This window comes from uncultured Aquabacterium sp. (assembly GCF_913773725.1).
GTDB lineage: Bacteria > Pseudomonadota > Gammaproteobacteria > Burkholderiales > Burkholderiaceae_C > Aquabacterium.
Map to the genome: position 1 here is coordinate 167,539 of NZ_CAJYGK010000016.1, position 16,138 is coordinate 183,676.

At 69.9% G+C, this 16,138-nt stretch carries 14 protein-coding genes; 4 read left to right on the forward strand and 10 right to left on the reverse strand.

Annotated features, from left to right (window positions below; all coding sequences use genetic code 11):
• Window positions 1-31: 31 nt before the first annotated feature.
• From QZ709_RS01855 to QZ709_RS01865, 3 genes are all read left to right on the forward strand, one after another.
• Window positions 32-754 carry a molybdenum ABC transporter permease gene (locus QZ709_RS01855; RefSeq protein WP_294635660.1) on the forward strand — a complete coding sequence of 241 codons (723 nt, stop codon included), beginning with the start codon at window positions 32-34 and terminating at the stop codon, window positions 752-754.
• On the forward strand, window positions 747-1,901 hold the full coding sequence (locus QZ709_RS01860; RefSeq protein ID WP_294635661.1) for an ATP-binding cassette domain-containing protein: 1,155 nt from the start codon (window positions 747-749) through the stop codon (window positions 1,899-1,901). Before QZ709_RS01855 ends, QZ709_RS01860 begins: the two co-directional genes overlap by 8 nt.
• 78 nt (window positions 1,902-1,979) lie before the next feature.
• Window positions 1,980-2,582 (forward strand): MOSC domain-containing protein, encoded by a 603-nt coding sequence (locus tag QZ709_RS01865; protein ID WP_294635662.1) that lies wholly within the window; start codon window positions 1,980-1,982, stop codon window positions 2,580-2,582.
• 25 nt (window positions 2,583-2,607) lie between these two features.
• Here the strand turns inward: QZ709_RS01865 and QZ709_RS01870 are convergent, their stop codons facing one another.
• From QZ709_RS01870 to QZ709_RS01880, 3 genes are read right to left on the reverse strand one after another with little or no spacing between them, the layout of a single operon-like run.
• On the reverse strand, window positions 2,608-2,928 hold the full coding sequence (locus tag QZ709_RS01870) for a hypothetical protein (protein WP_294635663.1): 321 nt from the start codon (window positions 2,926-2,928) through the stop codon (window positions 2,608-2,610).
• Window positions 2,918-3,868 (reverse strand): 5'-nucleotidase, encoded by a 951-nt coding sequence (locus QZ709_RS01875; RefSeq protein WP_294635664.1) that lies wholly within the window; start codon window positions 3,866-3,868, stop codon window positions 2,918-2,920. Before QZ709_RS01875 ends, QZ709_RS01870 begins: the two co-directional genes overlap by 11 nt.
• Window positions 3,869-3,925: 57 nt before the next feature.
• On the reverse strand, window positions 3,926-4,936 hold the full coding sequence (locus tag QZ709_RS01880; RefSeq protein ID WP_294635665.1) for an AAA family ATPase: 1,011 nt from the start codon (window positions 4,934-4,936) through the stop codon (window positions 3,926-3,928).
• Window positions 4,937-5,143: 207 nt separating this feature from the next.
• Between QZ709_RS01880 and QZ709_RS01885 the strand changes: the two genes are divergently transcribed.
• On the forward strand, window positions 5,144-7,513 hold the full coding sequence (locus QZ709_RS01885; RefSeq protein ID WP_294635666.1) for an ATP-binding protein: 2,370 nt from the start codon (window positions 5,144-5,146) through the stop codon (window positions 7,511-7,513).
• A gap of 84 nt (window positions 7,514-7,597) precedes the next feature.
• On the opposite strand, the gene QZ709_RS01890 is transcribed toward QZ709_RS01885, so the two are convergent.
• The 7 genes from QZ709_RS01890 to gspL all read right to left on the reverse strand — a co-directional run bounded on the left by QZ709_RS01890 (window position 7,598) and on the right by gspL (window position 16,044).
• On the reverse strand, window positions 7,598-8,272 hold the full coding sequence (locus QZ709_RS01890; protein WP_294635667.1) for a response regulator transcription factor: 675 nt from the start codon (window positions 8,270-8,272) through the stop codon (window positions 7,598-7,600).
• A 63-nt stretch (window positions 8,273-8,335) separates the two neighbouring features.
• Window positions 8,336-9,562: a type II secretion system inner membrane protein GspF gene (gene gspF, locus QZ709_RS01895; protein ID WP_294635668.1), complete on the reverse strand. Its 1,227-nt coding sequence runs from the start codon at window positions 9,560-9,562 to the stop codon at window positions 8,336-8,338.
• A gap of 21 nt (window positions 9,563-9,583) precedes the next feature.
• Complete coding sequence (gene gspE / locus QZ709_RS01900) at window positions 9,584-11,008, reverse strand: type II secretion system ATPase GspE (protein WP_294635669.1); 1,425 nt, start codon at window positions 11,006-11,008, stop codon at window positions 9,584-9,586.
• A gap of 15 nt (window positions 11,009-11,023) precedes the next feature.
• The gene (gene gspD, locus QZ709_RS01905; protein ID WP_294635670.1) at window positions 11,024-13,297 is read right to left on the reverse strand and encodes a type II secretion system secretin GspD; all 2,274 of its coding nucleotides are present in this window, start codon (window positions 13,295-13,297) and stop codon (window positions 11,024-11,026) included.
• A gap of 3 nt (window positions 13,298-13,300) precedes the next feature.
• Window positions 13,301-14,221, reverse strand: coding sequence for a type II secretion system protein N (gene gspN, locus QZ709_RS01910; protein ID WP_294635671.1), 921 nt, complete (start codon window positions 14,219-14,221; stop codon window positions 13,301-13,303).
• A gap of 10 nt (window positions 14,222-14,231) precedes the next feature.
• Window positions 14,232-14,753: a type II secretion system protein GspM gene (gene gspM, locus QZ709_RS01915; RefSeq protein WP_294635672.1), complete on the reverse strand. Its 522-nt coding sequence runs from the start codon at window positions 14,751-14,753 to the stop codon at window positions 14,232-14,234.
• Window positions 14,754-14,781: 28 nt separating this feature from the next.
• Window positions 14,782-16,044 carry a type II secretion system protein GspL gene (gspL, locus tag QZ709_RS01920; RefSeq protein WP_294635673.1) on the reverse strand — a complete coding sequence of 421 codons (1,263 nt, stop codon included), beginning with the start codon at window positions 16,042-16,044 and terminating at the stop codon, window positions 14,782-14,784.
• Window positions 16,045-16,138: the final 94 nt, after the last annotated feature.

Sequence of the window (16,138 nt, forward strand, 5' to 3'; positions counted from 1 at the left end):
AGCCTCGTCACCCACCCGGACGCCCGCGCCCATGACGCCGACCGAACTGGCCGCGCTGCGGACCAGCGCCCTGATTGCCTGCCTTGCCGTGACGTTGTGCACGCCCCTTGCCGTGGCCCTGGCGAACTGGACGAACCGGGTGCAAGGGCGGAGCGGCGTGTGGCTCAGCACGGTCCTGCTTGCGCCCATGGTGCTGTCACCCGCCATCGTGGGCCTGGGCCTCGCTGGCCTGCTCTCGCATCGCGCGCCCGTCGGCGCCTGGGCGGCGTCACTGCCCGGTGGTACCGCCGAATGGATGCCGACAGGGCTGACCCTGGCTGCCTGTGTCCTGACCCTGCCGCTGATGGTGCGCGCGCTGCGCCCGGCTTTCGCCGTACAGGATCCGATGCGGGTGCCGGTGGCACGCACGCTGGGCGCCAGTGCATGGCAAGCCTGGTGGACCGTGACCCTGCCAGCGGCCTGGCCGGCGGTGGTGTCTGCCATGGCCCTGGGGTGGGCAGCGGCCTGGGGGGAAACGGGGGCAGCCATCGTGCTCGTCACCCGGCTCCCTCAGGGCGCCGGAGACCTGCCCCTCTCGGTGCCCCTGGCATTGGCCAGCGAAATGGGACCAGCCGACAGCCCGCTGGGCAACCGCCTGGCATGGGTGGCGCTGGCCGTGTCCGTGCTGGCCACCCTGGTCAGCGAATGGAGCCGCGCGCGCTGGCAGCGGCTCGGCCGTGAGGCCTCAGCGGCCTGGAACGCCCACCATGGGTGAGCGCGGCCAGCCCTTGCCACGGGCCCTGGGCGTGGCCCTGCGCCTGCAGCGACCGGGGCTCGACATCCAGGCCCAGTTCCGCGTGCCCCCCGGGCGCGTGTGTGCACTTGTGGGCCGCCCCGGGGCCGGCAAGACCGCCCTGCTGATGGCAACGGCCGGGCTGCTGCCCGCCATCGGGGGGCGTGTGACGCTCGGCGCCGACCCGCTGTACGACGCGGCCACCGGCCTGAATCTGCCGCCCCATGTGCGCCGCCTGGGCTGGGTCGATGGGCAAGCGCATCTGTTCCCCCACCTGACCGTGCAGGGCAACCTGATGTACGGCCACCGCGTGGGCGGGGGCGACCGGGGGCCGCGCCTGGAGGAGATCGCCCGCTGGCTGGCCATCGAACCCCTGTTGCAACACCGTGCCACCCAGCTGTCTGCGGCCGACGCCTTCCGGGTGGCGCTGGGCCGCGCCCTGCTGGCCCATCCCCATGCCCTGCTGCTGGACGACCCGCTGGCCCGTGTGCCGACCGAGGCGCGCCCGCCGCTGCTGGCCTTGCTGGCCCAGCTGCCCGCTCGCCAGCCCTTGCCCCTGGTGCTGGTGAGCCCGCGCATGGACGAGGTCATCCAGCTCGCCGACGAGATCGTCGTGCTGCACGAAGGGCGCATGGCCAGCGCGGGGCCTGCCCCCCACATCCTGTCCGATGTCTCGCTGTCGTCCTTTCTGGAGGGCGAGCACGCCGGCACCGTGCTGGATGGGGTGGTGAAACGGCACGATGTCAGCTGGCTGCTCAGCGAGGTCGATGTCGGCGGCCAGCGCCTGACGGTGCCCGCCATGCTGCACCCCGTTGGCAGCCGGGTCCGGGTCAAGCTGCGGGCACGTGACGTCGCCTTGCATCGCCACCCCCCGAGCGACACCAGCGTGAGCAACCACCTGCGCGGGCGGGTCGCTCAGATCATGCTGGCCGGCGAGCACGGGATTTATGGTGCGGTGGTCGTCGAGCTCGACCGCGCGGCAGACCCGAGCGAGCCGACGCAGGCACCGCCCGCCACGCTGTGGGCCTTGCTGACCCGCAAATCCATCCAGCAGATGGGCTGGGCACCCGGGCAGCCGTGCGTGGTCGGCCTCAAGGCGATGGCGATCAACGTGTTCCCCTGGCGCTGAGCGGTGCATGGCAGGCGGCGCGCCGACGTCACGGGCGCGGCGGTTATGCTCGGCGCTCCGTTCGTGCAGGAGTTGCCCATGTCCCTCGTTCGCCGCGTGCTGTCCGTCAACGTCGCCCAGACGCAGCCCATGATGATCGAGGGGCGGCGCATCCTCACCGGCATCGGCAAGCGCCCGGTCGGTTCGCCCGACATGCCCACGCGGGTGGCCGTGAAGGCGCTGGGCCTGGAGGGGGACGAGCAGGCCGACCTGACGGTGCATGGCGGCGTCAGCAAGGCGGTGTACGCCTATCCGCACGAGCACTACGCCTTCTGGGAAACGGTGCGGGCGCAGGCCGGCGTGCAGGAGTGGGGTGCGCCCCTGCCCATCGGCCTGCCCGGCGAGAACCTCACGATCACCGGACTGCTGGAATCGGACGCCTACATCGGCGACCTGCTGAAGTTCCCGGACTGCACGCTGGCGATCAGCGAGCCCCGGCGGCCTTGCTACAAGTTCGCCGCGGTGATGGGCTTTCCGCAGGCGCTGAAGATGATGGCGCAGTCGGGCTGGTGCGGCTTCTACCTGTCGGTGCGGGTGCCCGGCACGATCGCGGCCGGCGAGCCCTTCGAGCTGATCCGCGGGCCGCAGGAGGTGAGCATTGCCGACCTGTTCCGCGCGAAGATGCGCAAGGAAGCGGCCTGAGCCACTCTCGGCGGGGCTGAGGCCGTCAGTCGTCGTGGTCCCAGCGGGCCAGCGCGCGGCGTACTTCGTCCAGCCACTGCCGCTGTTCGGCCGATGAGGCCAGGGGGCGCCGTACCCAGTCCGGCCGCTGGGCCGGGCGCTTGACCAGCGCCACCGACAGGGTAGGCGCACCTTCGGTGCGGGCCAACTCGATCGCCGGCAGCCCCTGCCACGTGAAGCGCACCGGGGTGCTGCCCGGCTGCTCGACCAGCGGGCGGCACTCGCGCAGCGCGCGCCGCAGCGTCACCAATGCTTCGTCGGGCTTGTAGGCGGGCATGGCAAAGAAATCACCGAGGTCATCCGGCATGGTGGGCCTCCAGGTTGCGCACGCCGGCCGCCACGTGTCCGGCGGGCACATGGGGTGCGGCATTGTCGACATGACCGGTCTGGTCGTCGAAGAAGAAATCGGGCTCGAACTCGCGCAGGAAGGCGCCCTTGGGCAGCCCGCCCAGGAACATGGCCTCGTCCACGTCGATGCCCCAGTTCATCAGGGTGCGCAGCGCACGCTCGTGCGCCGGGGCACCCCGCGCGGTGACCAGTGCCGTGCGCACGCGCATGGGCGCCAGTTGCGCCGCCTGACCGGTGGCCGCTTCATGGTCGGCCGGGGCCTGCTGCAAGGCATGCAGCGCCAACAGCAGCGGTTTGAAAGGGCCGTCCGGCAGGGGCAAGGCGGCGCGTTCCACCTCATGGCGCTGGAAGGCGTCGAGCCCGTCCTGCGCATAGACCAACTCCGCCTCGTCGGAAAACAGCACGGCGTCGCCGTCGAAGGCGATGCGGACTTCGTTCGGGTGGGCCTCGCCCGCGCGGGCGGCGTGCGGCAGCACCCGCGCGGCCGGCACGCCCGCGCCCAGGGCCTGACGCACATCGGCCTCGTTGGCCGACAGGAACAGGTTGGCGTGCAGGGGACGCAGATAGCGCCAGGGGGCCTCACCGCGGGTGAACACGCCACGCTCGATCGGCAGACCGTAATGGCGGGCCGATCGGAACACGCGCATGCCCGAGACCGGGTCGTTGCGCGAGAGGATCACGACCTCGACCCGCGGCCGGCCGGGTGCATTGAAGGCCAGCAGCTTGCGCACGAGCGAGAACGCCACGCCCGGCCGCGCAGGCTCGTCGAGCCGTTGCTGCTGGAGGCGCATGTAGGCGCGGTCGTCACTGCCTTCAAAGAGGCGGTTCTCCTCTTCGAAATCGAACAGCGCACGCGATGAGATGGCGACGACCAGCTGGCCGTCCAGAGAGGCAGGCATGACCCCATGATAGCCCCCTGGTCGCTCAACAGACGAGCCAGGGGCGACGCAAACGCCTCAGTGCATGAAGCCGATCGGACTGCGCTTGCCGCCCTGCTCCGGCAGGTCGCGCGGCTCGATGGCATCGCGCCCGTCGAGCTTGGCGTTGCCGAAGGCGGTCATCAGCGCGCGCCGCATCTCACGCGGCGCCAGCCGGCCCAGGGCCTCCAGCACGACCTCGCCGGGCTCGGAGGCGAAGCGCGAACCCCAATCGTGGTGGTCGCGGATGCTGCGGTACAGGCGCGCAGCGATCTTGCGGGCCGCGTCCTCGTCCGGCATGGCCACCTCGAACACGTTCATCCGGTTGAGGATGGGGTCCGGGATCTGGCGCGCGTCGTTGGCGGTGGCCACCCAGATCACCTGGCTGGCATCGACCGGCACCTCGGCGAACTCGTCGGTGAAGCTGCCGGCGGTGTCGTGCTCCAGCAGGCTGTAGAGCGAGCCCAGCGGGTCGTAGGCGTGCTCGCCACCGGCCTTGTCGATCTCGTCGACCACCATGACGGGGTTGGCGTACTGCCCATCGACCAGGGTTTCGAAAACCTTGCCCGGGCGCGCGCCCTTCCACTGGCTCGACGCCCCGGACAGCACCCAGCCAGCCGTCATCGAGCTCATGGAGACAAAGCCAAGGCCGGTGCCCAGCAGCTGGGCCACCTCGCGGGCGAAATGGGTCTTGCCCACGCCGGGCGGCCCGAGCAGCAGCATGGGCGTGATCTCGAGGGCGTCCCGGCTGTCGCTGCACAGCGCCAGCTGGCGCCGCAGGTCGTCGAGCACCTCGTGGAAGTTGGGCAGCTCGTCATACAGGTGGGACATCGCCGGCAGCCCGGAGGGCTTGACCTGGAAGCGTTCGGCGCCTTTTTCCAGCATGCGCTCGTAGGTGGCGCGCAGGCTTTCGTGGTCGCGCGGGGGCAATTTGCCCAGCCTGCGCTCCACCTCGTCGAGCCGGTAGACCGGCCGCATGTGGGCGATCGGGATGCGCCCCCGGGGGGATGCCTCGTTCGCGATGGGAACCAGTTCGGTGCAATGGCTCATGCCAGTCCTCCAGACAACCAGGTGCTCACGTCGACATTGAAGCAAGCGCTGCGCCATGCTGTCATGTCGACTTGGGGGCCTGATTCCCGTCATATCACCAGACTGACGGCCGATCCACCGGGTTGGCCCGAAGCTGCCGCGCTGCTGTACGCACAATGGAGGGTGGGCCGTGCGCAACCGCACAGCCCGTCAGGGAGCAACAACACAGTGACAAAGACCGAGACCGTGGCGGCCCAGCCGTATGCCGCCACGCGGATGCTGGACCGGCTGGGGCGATGGTGGTGGTGGGTGATGCTGGGCATTGCGGTGCTGTGGGCCATGGCGGCCTGGCCCGGCCACCGCGACACGCAGGGATCGGTACCGTGGCTGTCACACGAACTGACGGCCGCCCCGCCGGATGGCCTGCCTGTACAGCGCAATGTGACCCTGCCGCACGTCTGGCGGCAGGACGGCCTGCCCACGACGGGCAGGGCCCGCTATGCCTCGCGCTTCCTGGTGACGCCGGCGCAGCTTGCGGATGCGCGCGTGCGCCCCTGGTCGCTGCGACTCGACCGGCTGTGTCAGTCGCACATCATCCGGCTCAACGGCGAACACCTGCACGTCACGATGAACGAGACGGGGGCCCTGTCCTTTCCGTCGGGCTACCTGATCGCCGTCCCGGCCGCCCTGCTGCGCACTGGCGAGAACACGCTGGTGGTGGACGTCGGGTGCAAGACGCAAGGGGGCATGCTGGCGCCAGCCATCGGGCCTCGCGCCCTGCTTGCTCCCGACTTTGCCCGCCTTCAGGCGCTGCAACGCTGGGTGCCGGTGGGCCTGAATGTCGCCTGCGTGGCCTTTTCCGTGTTCCTGATTGCGCTGTGGTGGCAGCGGCGGGAAGAGCGGGCCATCGGTCTGTTCGGGCTGCTGTACATGATCACCGCCGGCCGCAACATCAGCTATTTCGTCGAGTTGGATCTGGTCTCGCCCCAGGTGAACTCATGGCTGCATCTCACGGCCCACGCCTTCAGCGTCTGGCTGATGGGGTGGTTTGCCATGACCTTCACCCGTCGGCGTCAGCGCTGGTACGGGCTGCTGCTGTACCTGGCCGTGCCCGTCATTCCGCTCCTGGGCCTGCTGACGCTGCCCTGGGACCCGATGCTCGACACCACCCGCCGCGTCCTGCAGCCGCTGCTGATCGCCATGGCCCTGCCTTCGCTGCCCCTGCTGCTGCGGACCGGGGCCCCCGAGCAGGCCGTTCCGCAGCGCTACCTCGCCCTGGGCCTGGCCTGCGTGCTGGGCGCCGGGCTGCATGACTACCTTGCCATCCGACAGATGGGGCATGTCGAAGCCGTCAACTGGCTGGCTTGGGCCATCCCGCTGGCGCTCGCCCCCTTCACCCTGGTCGTCGTCGGTCGGGTGGTTCACGCCTTCAACACCATCGAAGCGAACAACGCCACGCTGGAGCAGAAGGTGGCCGAACGCACCCGGGAACTCGCCGAGGCCAACGCCGCCAAGAGCCGATTCCTGGCCGCCGCCAGCCACGACCTGCGCCAGCCGGTTGCCGCCATCGGCCTGCTGAACGACCTGCTGCGAGACCGGCTGACCGACCCACAGGCCCGCGACCTCAGCGACCGGCTCACCCACGCGGTGGTGTCGATGGAAAGCCTGCTCAAGGGCCTGCTGGACCTGTCCCGGCTGGACGCCGGCACGGTCGAAGTCCAACCCCGCGCGGTCCGCCTGGCCGAGCTGATCAGCAGCATCGCGAGCCACGAGGCCGACGCCGCGCAGCACAAGGGACTGTCGTTGCGCGTGCGGGTCGGGGGGCAGCGTGCCTGGAGTGACCCGGTGCTGCTGGAGCAGGTCCTGCGCAACCTGGTGGGCAATGCGGTGAGACACACCGAACGAGGCAGCGTCCTGGTTTCCGTCCGACGCCGGCGCGGACGTTTGCAGATCCAGGTGCGCGACACCGGCCCCGGCATCCCGGCCGCCGATCAGGCCCGGGTGTTCGAGGAATTCGTGCAATTGGGCAACCCGGCCCGCGACCGCCACCAGGGGCTGGGGTTGGGCCTGGCCATCGTCCGCCGTGCCGTGCAACTGCTGGGGCACGAGCTGAGCCTGGTGTCCGTGCCAGGCCGGGGCACCTGCTTCACGCTGACCGTGCCCGAAGCGGCCGACCTGGCAGCGCAGCCGTCCCTGCACCCGGCCCGCGACGCCACAGCCCCGGAGCGCAGCGCACTGCCTCCCTGGCGCGTGCTGCTGGTGGAAGACGAAGCCGAGATACGCGCGAGCCTGACGCATTTGCTGTCAGGCTGGGGACTGCAGGTTCAGGCGACCGCCAGCCTGGACGAAACACGCCCGCTGCTGGCCCGCCCCTGGGATCTCGCCATCAGCGACCACCGCCTGCCCGATGGCACTGCCCGGGAGCTGGCGGGCTGGTTGAGGGCGCGACAACCGCAGACGCCGCTGATCGTCATCACCGGCGACACGGCGCCCGAGCGGCTGACCGAGTTGGCGCGCTCCGGCCTACCCGTGCTGCACAAACCCTTCAGCGCCATAAAAATGCGGGCCATGATCCAGGAGACCATGGCCCGCGTGTGACGTGATGACAGCGTCCGAAACAGCTTCCAGAGTAACGTCGGGCGGCGCCGCCCACCATCCGCCATTCGGCCGATGCCAATGAAATCAGGTCTTGAGGCTCAACCCCGCCTTGGCCACTGCCACCACCGCCTGGGTACGTGAGTTCACCTTCAGCTTGCGGAAGATGGCTGCCAGGTGGGTCTTGACTGTGGACTCCGACAGGCTCAGCTGCCGGCAGATCTCCTTGTTGGCCTTGCCCTCGACCAGCAGGCGCAGCACGTCGATCTGGCGGCTCGACAGCCCCATCGCATTGAGCGGCCCGTCCTCGCTGAGGTCGTCGTCCCAGTCGTTGTGGCCCACGCCAATGCCATAGCTGCCCGGCAAGGGGGGCAGGTAAACACCGCCCGCCACCACGCGCGACAGTGCCTCCTGCATCACGCTGGCCTGCACCGTCTTGGGGATGAAGCCCGACGCCCCGGCATCGATGGCCGAGATGATGGTGTCCGGCCTGTCATCGGCAGAGAGCACCACGACCGGAATGCCGGGCGCCATGCCACGCCAACGCTCCAGCGTGCGCACCCCGTGGCAGTCTGGCGGCAGGCTCAGGTCGAGCAGGGCCAGCCCCACGTCCGGGTGCTCGTCCAGGACACGCGCAGCCTGCTGCAGGTCCCCCGCCTGCAGCACCTGCAAGGCCCCGCCCGGCAGGCTGAGGCGATGGGTAATCAGCATGCTCAGCCCGTCACGGAAAAGCGGATGGTCGTCGATCAACAGGAGTTTCATGCCGGCACAGGCGAGACAAAAAATTACATTTGCCGCGATGCTAACGGAGAAAGCGAAGAGGACTCACTTCACCCACGTGTTCATTTGCATGATCGGCAACATCACCGACATCACGATCAGCATCACGATCAGCCCCATGGCGACAATGAGCAAGGGCTCGAGCACGGTCGCGATGGCGAGCGCCCGGCGCTGCACTTCGGCCCCGAGCTGGTTGGCCGCCCGCTGCAGCATCAGGGGCAACTGACCGGTCTGCTCTCCCAGACGCGCGAACATGGCCAGCAAGCCGGGAAAGCGCTTCTTGGCCGCCAGCGCGGAGGCCAGCGGTGCGCCCTCGCGCACCTGCACCAGCGCGTCCATGGCATCGGCCCGCATCGCCCGGTTCGACAGCGTTTCGGCCGCGGCCTGCAGCGCCTTGAGGATGGGCACCCCGGAACCCGCCAGCATGGCCAGCGTGCCGGCAAAGCGGGCGGCGTTGTAGCCACGGGCCAGCCGGCCCAGGATGGGCAGGCCCAGCCAGAAGGCATCGAACTTGAGCCGGAAGCCCTCGTTGCGACGCCCGGCCAGGATGCCCCCCAGTCCTGCGCCCAGCACCAGCGCCAGCAACCAGCCCCACTGGCGCATGAAAGCACTCAGGCCCAGCATGAACTGGGTCAGCATGGGCAGCGCCCGTTTGCTGCTGGAAAACACCTGGGCCACCTGCGGCACCACGAACACCAGCAGCGCCACCACGATCACCACCGCAAACAGCGACACGATGGCCGGGTACAGCGTGGCCCCCACCAGCCGGGCCTTCAGGGCCTGCTGTTCTTCAAGGTCGGTGGCCAGCTTGTCCAGCACCGCACCGAGCTGGCCGCTCTGCTCGCCGGCGGCCACCACACCGCGGTAGACGTCGTCGAATTCACGCGGAGAACCCGACAACGCCTGCGCAAAGGGGGCACCCGCGTTGACCTCGGCACGCAGGTGCGACACCAGCTCGCGCTGGCGCGGGTCTTCGGCCTCGTCGGCCAGCGCGGTGAGCGCGCGCTCCAGCGGCAGGCCGGCCACGACCAGGCCCGAGAGCTGGCGCGTCCAGATCGCCAGCGCCGAGGCGTTGAACACCCGGCGGCTGAACAAGGCCCGGCCACCGCCTTCGCCACCGGCCTTGTCGGCATGGACCACCGGCTCGACCTTGAGCGGCACCAGCGCCTGTCCGCGCAGCTGGCTGCGGGCAGACTTGGGGTTGTCGGCATCGACCAGGCCGTTGACGGTCTTGCCGGCGGCATCCAGCGCTTCGAAACGGTAGGCGGGCATGGTGGTCGTTCCGTGGGGCGCTTACTCGCGGGTCACCCGCAGGACTTCTTCCAGCGAGGTCACGCCTTCGGCGACCAGGCGGTCGCCGTCGTCGCGCATGGTCTTCATGCCGTGGCGCTGGGCGTGCTCGAACAGCGTGGCCTCCGCCGCCTGTGCATGGATGAGCGCGCGCAACTCGTCGTCGGCCACCATCAGCTCATACACACCGGTTCGGCCCTTGTAGCCGCTCATGCCGCATTCGGGGCAGCCGACCGGGTGCCAGCGGCCCTGCTCGTCCTCGCGCTTGCAGTGCACGCACAGCTTGCGCACCAGGCGCTGGCCCAGCACACCCAGCAGCGAGCTCGACAGCAGGAAGGGCTCGATGCCCATGTCGGTCAGGCGCGTGACGGCGCTGGGTGCGTCGTTGGTGTGCAGCGTGGCCAGCACCAGGTGGCCCGTGAGGGACGCCTGCACAGCGATCTGCGCGGTTTCGAAGTCGCGGATTTCACCGATCATGATGACGTCCGGGTCCTGGCGCAGGATGGCGCGCAGGGCCTTGGCGAACGTCAGCTCGATCTTGGCGTTGACCTGGGTCTGGCCGATGCCGGGCAGCTCGTATTCGACCGGGTCTTCCACGGTCAGCACGTTGGTGGTCGCGGCATCGACCGTGCTCAGGCCCGCGTACAGCGTCGTCGTCTTGCCGGAACCGGTGGGGCCCGTCACCAGCACGATGCCGTGCGGCTGGCGCAGCAGGCGCTTGAACTGCGCCAGCGACTCGCCGCTCATGCCCAGTGACTCGAGCGTGAACTTGCTGGTGTCGCCCTTGTCCAGGATCCGCAGCACCGCGCGTTCGCCATGGGCGGACGGCAGGGTCGACACCCGCACGTCCACCGCGCGGCCGCCGATGCGCAGGCTGATGCGGCCGTCCTGCGGCAGGCGTTTCTCGGAGATGTCGAGCTCGGCCATGATCTTCAGGCGCGAGATCAGTGCCGCGTGCAGCGCCTTGTTGGGTTGCACCACCTCGCGCAGCGTGCCGTCCACCCGGAAGCGCACGGCCGACGAGCGCTCGTACGGCTCGATGTGGATGTCGGACGCGCCGTCCTTGGCCGCCTGCGTCAGCAAGGCGTTGAGCATGCGGATGATGGGCGCATCGTTGCTGGACTCCAGCAGGTCTTCGACCGCGGGCAGGTCCTGCATCATGCGCGACAGGTCGACCGCGCTTTCCACCTCGCCGACCACCGCGGCCGCGCTGCCCTCGCCCGCGGCATAGGCCGCGGCAATGCGCTGCCCCAGCGTCTCGGCGGGCTCCTGCTCGATCGCATGCACGACGTAGCGACGCATCACCTCGGACAGCGCCGAAGGCGACACGCCCGGGCTGGCCCACAGTGTGGTACGCGACTCGCCCGCCTCCAGCAGGACGCCGTGGGCCTTGGCAAACGCGTAAGGAAGGGGGTGGCGGGCGCCCATGTCATCGACCTCCGCTCACTGCGCGCCACCCGCCGGGGCGGACGGCTGGGGCGCCAGCTTCGGCGCAAAGCGCGAATCGGGCGGGACAACCACCGTCGGGGTCGGGGCGTTCGGGTCGTCCAGCGGCTGGCGCACCGAGGGCATGGTCAGCTCGCTGCTGAACTTCAGCGGGTCCATCACGGGCGCGTCACGCACCTGCAGCACCGCATTCGGCGGCGGCCCTACCTCGGCCTGGCGCTGGCGCATGTAGTCGTAGCGATTCAGGGTCACCTCGTTGCTCGCATCCTGCGAACGCAACACCACCGGCCGCAGGAACACCATCAGGTTGGTCTTGCTGCGCGCCCGCGAGCGGCTCTTGAACAGGTTGCCGAGCACCGGGATGTCGGCCAGCAACGGCACCTGCGACTCGTCGTTGCCATACTGGTCCTTGAGCAGGCCGCCCAGGATCAGCGTCTGACCGTCGTCCACGACCACGGTCGTCTCGATCGAGCTCTTGGTCGTGGTCGGCCCCTGCGTGGAGCTGACGGACTCGACATCGGATTTTTCCTGGAACACCGTCATGCGCACGGTGCCGCCCTCGCCCACCTGCGGCTTCACCCGCAGCGTCAGGCCTACATCGCGGCGTTCGATGGTGGTGAAGGGGTTGACCGAGCCGGAGCTGTTGGTCGTCGCGTTGGTGTAGGAGCCCGTCACGAAGGGCACGTTGCGGCCCACGACGATCTTGGCCTCTTCGTTGTCCAGCGCCACCATGTTGGGCTTGGAGAGGATGTTGGCGTCGGCCTTGGTCTCCAGGAAGGTGGCCAGCGCACCCAGATTGTAGGTGCCGTCCGACATCTTGTGCAGGTAGCCGACGTTGAAGCCGCTCAGGCTGGCCACCGCCGAGCGCGAGGCCCCGGCCAACGAGAACAGGCCCGGCACCCCGCCGGAGGCCAGGCTGGTGCCCGCGGCCACGATGTTGTTCGTGCCGGTGGCCGCGGCCCACTGGAAGCCGGCTTCGGCCAGCTTGTTCTCGTTGACCTCGACGATCATCGCCTCGATGTAGATCTGGGCACGCCGGCCATCGAGCTGGTCGATCACCGCACGCAGCTGGCGATACAGCGCATCGGTGGCGGTGATGATCAGCGAATTGGTGCTCGGGTCGGCCTGGATGAAGCCACCCGTGGACGGTTGGGCCGAGGCGGCCACCGGGGCCGTGGACTGGGCAGAAGCCCCGCTGGTGCCACTGCTGTTGCCCAGCGAACCGAGGCCGGTCTGCATGCCCGTGGCGCCGGTCACCGGCGTGCCGCCCGGAGTCGGGTTGCCGCTGGTGCCTGCGCTGCCACTGGCCGCACCACCTCCGCCGGGGAAGGATGCGCGCAGCACCTGGGCGAGCTTCACCGCATCCGCATTGCGCAGGTAGACCACATGGATGCCGCTGCCGCCCAGGCCGCTCGTGCCCGGTCGGTCCAGACGCTGTATCAGGTTGCGCACGAGCGCCATCCGCGCCGCATTCGGCGCCCGCACCATCAGGGTGTTGGTGCGGACATCGGCCATGACCAGGGTGCTTTGACCCCCTGCACCGCCGCCCGCCACCGCCCCCCCGCCCGCACTGTTGTCGGCCAGCTTCTGCACCACCGGAGCGAGGTCGGAGGCGATCGCGTACTGCAGCGGAATCGCCTCCATGTCTGTGGCCTGCGGCACGTCCAGCGCGGCAATCATCTGTCCGAACCGCTTGAGGTTGTCGGCGTAATCGGTGATGACCAGGGTGTTCGAACCCGGGTTGGCGTTGATGGTGTTGTTCGGGCTGATCAGCGGCCGCAGCACGGCAACCAGGTTGTTGGCGTTCTCGTACTGGATGCGGAAGATCTGGGTCAGCACCTGGTCGCCCTGACGCTTGACGGTGCCGACATCCACCGTCCCGGTCTGCAGCTTGGCCTCGGCCTCGGGCACCACCTTGAGCAGCCCCTGCACCTCGACCACGGCAAAGCCCTGCCCGCGCAGCGCCGCCAGGAAATTCAGATAGGCCTCACGCGGGGTCAGCGGCTGCTCGCTGTAGAGCGTGATCGTGCCCTTGACCCGGGGGTCGACCATGATCTGGCGCTCGGTGATGGCCGCCATGGCACGGGCCACCCCTTCGATCTCGGCATTGACGAAGTTGAGCGTGACCGACGGCGCCGCCTTCTTCACGGTCGACGGGGTGGCGGCGTGCGCATATCCGATCGGGATCAGACCGCCGGGGCCCAGGCCGACGGCGAGCGCCGTGACCAGCGCCGTCGCGCGGGGACGATTCAGCAGGTGGGGTTTCTTCATGCCTTATCCGATCGAAATGACAGACCGGTCGCCTTCGCGCCGACCGATGATGTTCAACAAGTTGTCCAGTGCGCCCTGCTCGGCGGGCGTCGCCCGCGCCTCGCCCCGAAAGCGCACACCGCCCGGACCACTGCTGCCCTCGCCGGACAGCAGCAGGGCGCCATCCAGGGTCGTGAGCCGCATCTGCAACTGCCCTTGCGCGTCACCGACCACGTCCAGCCGGTACGACCCCAGGCGGGTGAGCGTTGTCACGCGCGACGACACGTTGTCCAGCGACACCGCGGCCGAGCCGTCGATGCGCGCGCGCCCCTGCACCCACTCCAGCGTCAGCCCGCGCGATTCCAGGCGGAGCACGCCGCCCAGCGCCAGCGTATTCCACGGGGTACCCAGGCCGCTCAGCCAGGCCGCAGGCCAGTGCCCCACGGAGCCGGCGTCACGCGGCGGAGCCGTGCCGCCCTCGTCCATCAGCACGCGCGCCTGCACGCGCCCCCACCCCGGACGGATCTGCACCAGCACCGGCGTAGGCATGCAGCACCCCTGCTGCAATCGCAGCTGCAACCCCGTCCACGTGGGACGCAAGGTCCAGTTCAATCGGCCGGGCAAGGCCCGCGCATCCCGGCTGCCCGCCCCGCCGGTCAGCACGGCCACGGCCTCGCCGCGCCACACCGTGCCACGGGCATCGGCCAGCAACAGCCGCCCGTCGGTGGCCCCGCTCACAAGCTGAGCCAGCCACGGGGCCGGAGCAAACACGGACAGTCCCAGCAGCATGCCGAGCGCACCGCCCCACCAGCCCCACAGGCGCCCCGCCTTGCGCATCTTTTCCCAACGCGCCACCTCCAATGTGGACTCCATCCAGCGCGTCGTGAGCGCACTTGTGCCCTTGAAACGGGAGGGCGGGCGACGCGCGGATGACAGCCAGGCCATGGGGCGATCCTCAGCGTGCGGTCGGGCCGGGCGCCAGGCCCACCACCACATTGCCCGCGTACGTGCCTGGCGAGGTCTGCGTCAGGGTGGCCTCCAGCGGGCGCACCCGGGCACCGGCACGGGCCTCCTCAAGCCAGGTGGCCAGCGCGTCACCCGACACGCCGTCGAGCATCAACGTGGCGCGGTCCCCCTGCATCATCAGGCGGGCGCGTCCGCCCAGGCGCTCACTGGCCGCGCGCAGCGCCGCCTCGGCCTGGGCCGGCGGCACCGGTGGGCGCCCCCGCAGCGCCTGGGCCTCGTCGGCCAGCCGGCGCATCTGGTCGAGTTGCACGCCAAGTTCACGCTGTTGCGCGGGCACCTGCTGCAGGGTGCGCCAGGCCGGGCGGATGCCCACCAGCACCAGCACGGCCAAGGCGGCCAGCCACAGGGCCACCGTCACCAGGCGACGCTCGCGTGCCGCCATCGTCGCCCAGCGCGCGTGGAAGGCCTCGCGGAAGCCCTGGAGAGAGGTGGATGCATCGATCGAAGCCATCGTGGGGGTCCTGCAGGATCAAACGGGATCAGGCGCGCGGCACCCGGCGCACGGTGAAACGCCCCCCGGCCGGGTCGACCTCGAGCTCGACACCGGCTGCTAGGAGTCGCTCGCGCAGCGCCTCGATCTCGGGGGCACCCCAGCCCGCCGGCGCGCCCAGCGTCAGGCTGTTGCCGTCGTACTGCAAGGAGGGGGAGGCCTGCTCGGCCGGCCAGGCCGCCGCCACCGCACCCATCAGCGACTCCAGGTCGTTGTCCCCCGGCTCGCCGGCAGCGGCACGCAGCAGTTCGGTTTCCTTCTGCATCTGAACGGGCGCGTCCAGCACGACCTGCACCTGCGGATGGGCCTGCCTCAGCAGCTGCACCATCTCGGAACGCTGACGCTGCACATCCCGCTTTTCATGCCAGGCCCACAGGTTGAGGCCCAGGACCTGCACCGCCACCAGCGCGGCGAGGCCGGCTCGCACCGGTCGCCATTGCGGGCTCATCAGGCGGCGCCACTGATCGCGCAGGGCATGCAGCCCCTTGCTGCGCGGCGTCAGCTCGAACTGCAGCAGGTTCCACAGCGAACGCGCGGCCTGCAGCATGTGCTCGGCAGGTGTCTGCACGATGACAGGCCGCCCCAGCCAGCGCTCGGCCGGCGCAGCCACGGCCGGGGTCGCAAACCAGCGAGCGTCGTCAGGCGCGGGATCCGGCAGCAGCGCGCGGGCCAGTGAACCGTCCGCCGGCCACGTGGCCACCCCCTCGGCGGACGACCAGGTGATCACCGTGTCGCTGCTCTCGCCGCCGTCCGGGTCGCCATCCAGCTGATGAAAGTAGGCCGACGCCGGCTCGTCCGGCCAGACAGCGGGGACGACCCGGTCCACCCGCACCTTGGCCTTCTCCAGCGCCATGATCTGACCTGTGAGCCAGGTGTGGTCGCACACCGCCACCCAGGTCGGCTGACCAGGTCTGGCAGCCGGGGCAACGGCGAGGTGCACGTCGTCGGGCTCGTCCAGCAAGGCCTCTTCGAGCAGGCTCGCCAGCGCCGCCCGCAGGCGGCCGGCGGGCGCACGGGGCAGCGTCAGGCGGTGCCAGCTCAGGTCCTGAGGCGGCATGACCGCGACCACGTTGTCGGCGCGGGGCAGCATGGGGGCCACGCACCGCCCCTGACGGGTCACGCTCACGCCATCGCCGCTGAGCACGTAGGCAAACTCCCGGGCCGTCGCCCCGGGCAGGGTGCCGGCAGCGTCCTGCTCCGCGTCGGCACGAAGGCGGACACGCGCGGGCAGTTGGATGATCAGGGTGCTCATGCCGTAATGCGGGGGTCAGGCTGGGTCGGGTACGAAGGTTGCACCAGCATAGGTGCTTGCGCATTGTAGGAGCGCCGAAATAGCACCCCTTTAC

Bases quoted from the DNA above. Each gene is read 5' to 3' on its own strand.
- QZ709_RS01870 (WP_294635663.1), bottom strand. From the start codon at position 2,928: ATGCCGGATGACCTCGGTGATTTCTTTGCCATGCCCGCCTACAAGCCC.
- QZ709_RS01865 (WP_294635662.1), top strand. From the start codon at position 1,980: ATGTCCCTCGTTCGCCGCGTGCTGTCCGTCAACGTCGCCCAGACGCAG.
- QZ709_RS01890 (WP_294635667.1), bottom strand. From the start codon at position 8,272: ATGAAACTCCTGTTGATCGACGACCATCCGCTTTTCCGTGACGGGCTG.
- gspF (WP_294635668.1), bottom strand. From the start codon at position 9,562: ATGCCCGCCTACCGTTTCGAAGCGCTGGATGCCGCCGGCAAGACCGTC.
- QZ709_RS01860 (WP_294635661.1), top strand. From the start codon at position 747: ATGGGTGAGCGCGGCCAGCCCTTGCCACGGGCCCTGGGCGTGGCCCTG.
- QZ709_RS01880 (WP_294635665.1), bottom strand. From the start codon at position 4,936: ATGAGCCATTGCACCGAACTGGTTCCCATCGCGAACGAGGCATCCCCC.
- QZ709_RS01855 (WP_294635660.1), top strand. From the start codon at position 32: ATGACGCCGACCGAACTGGCCGCGCTGCGGACCAGCGCCCTGATTGCC.
- QZ709_RS01875 (WP_294635664.1), bottom strand. From the start codon at position 3,868: ATGCCTGCCTCTCTGGACGGCCAGCTGGTCGTCGCCATCTCATCGCGT.
- gspM (WP_294635672.1), bottom strand. From the start codon at position 14,753: ATGGCTTCGATCGATGCATCCACCTCTCTCCAGGGCTTCCGCGAGGCC.
- gspD (WP_294635670.1), bottom strand. From the start codon at position 13,297: ATGAAGAAACCCCACCTGCTGAATCGTCCCCGCGCGACGGCGCTGGTC.
- gspL (WP_294635673.1), bottom strand. From the start codon at position 16,044: ATGAGCACCCTGATCATCCAACTGCCCGCGCGTGTCCGCCTTCGTGCC.
- gspE (WP_294635669.1), bottom strand. From the start codon at position 11,008: ATGGGCGCCCGCCACCCCCTTCCTTACGCGTTTGCCAAGGCCCACGGC.
- gspN (WP_294635671.1), bottom strand. From the start codon at position 14,221: ATGGCCTGGCTGTCATCCGCGCGTCGCCCGCCCTCCCGTTTCAAGGGC.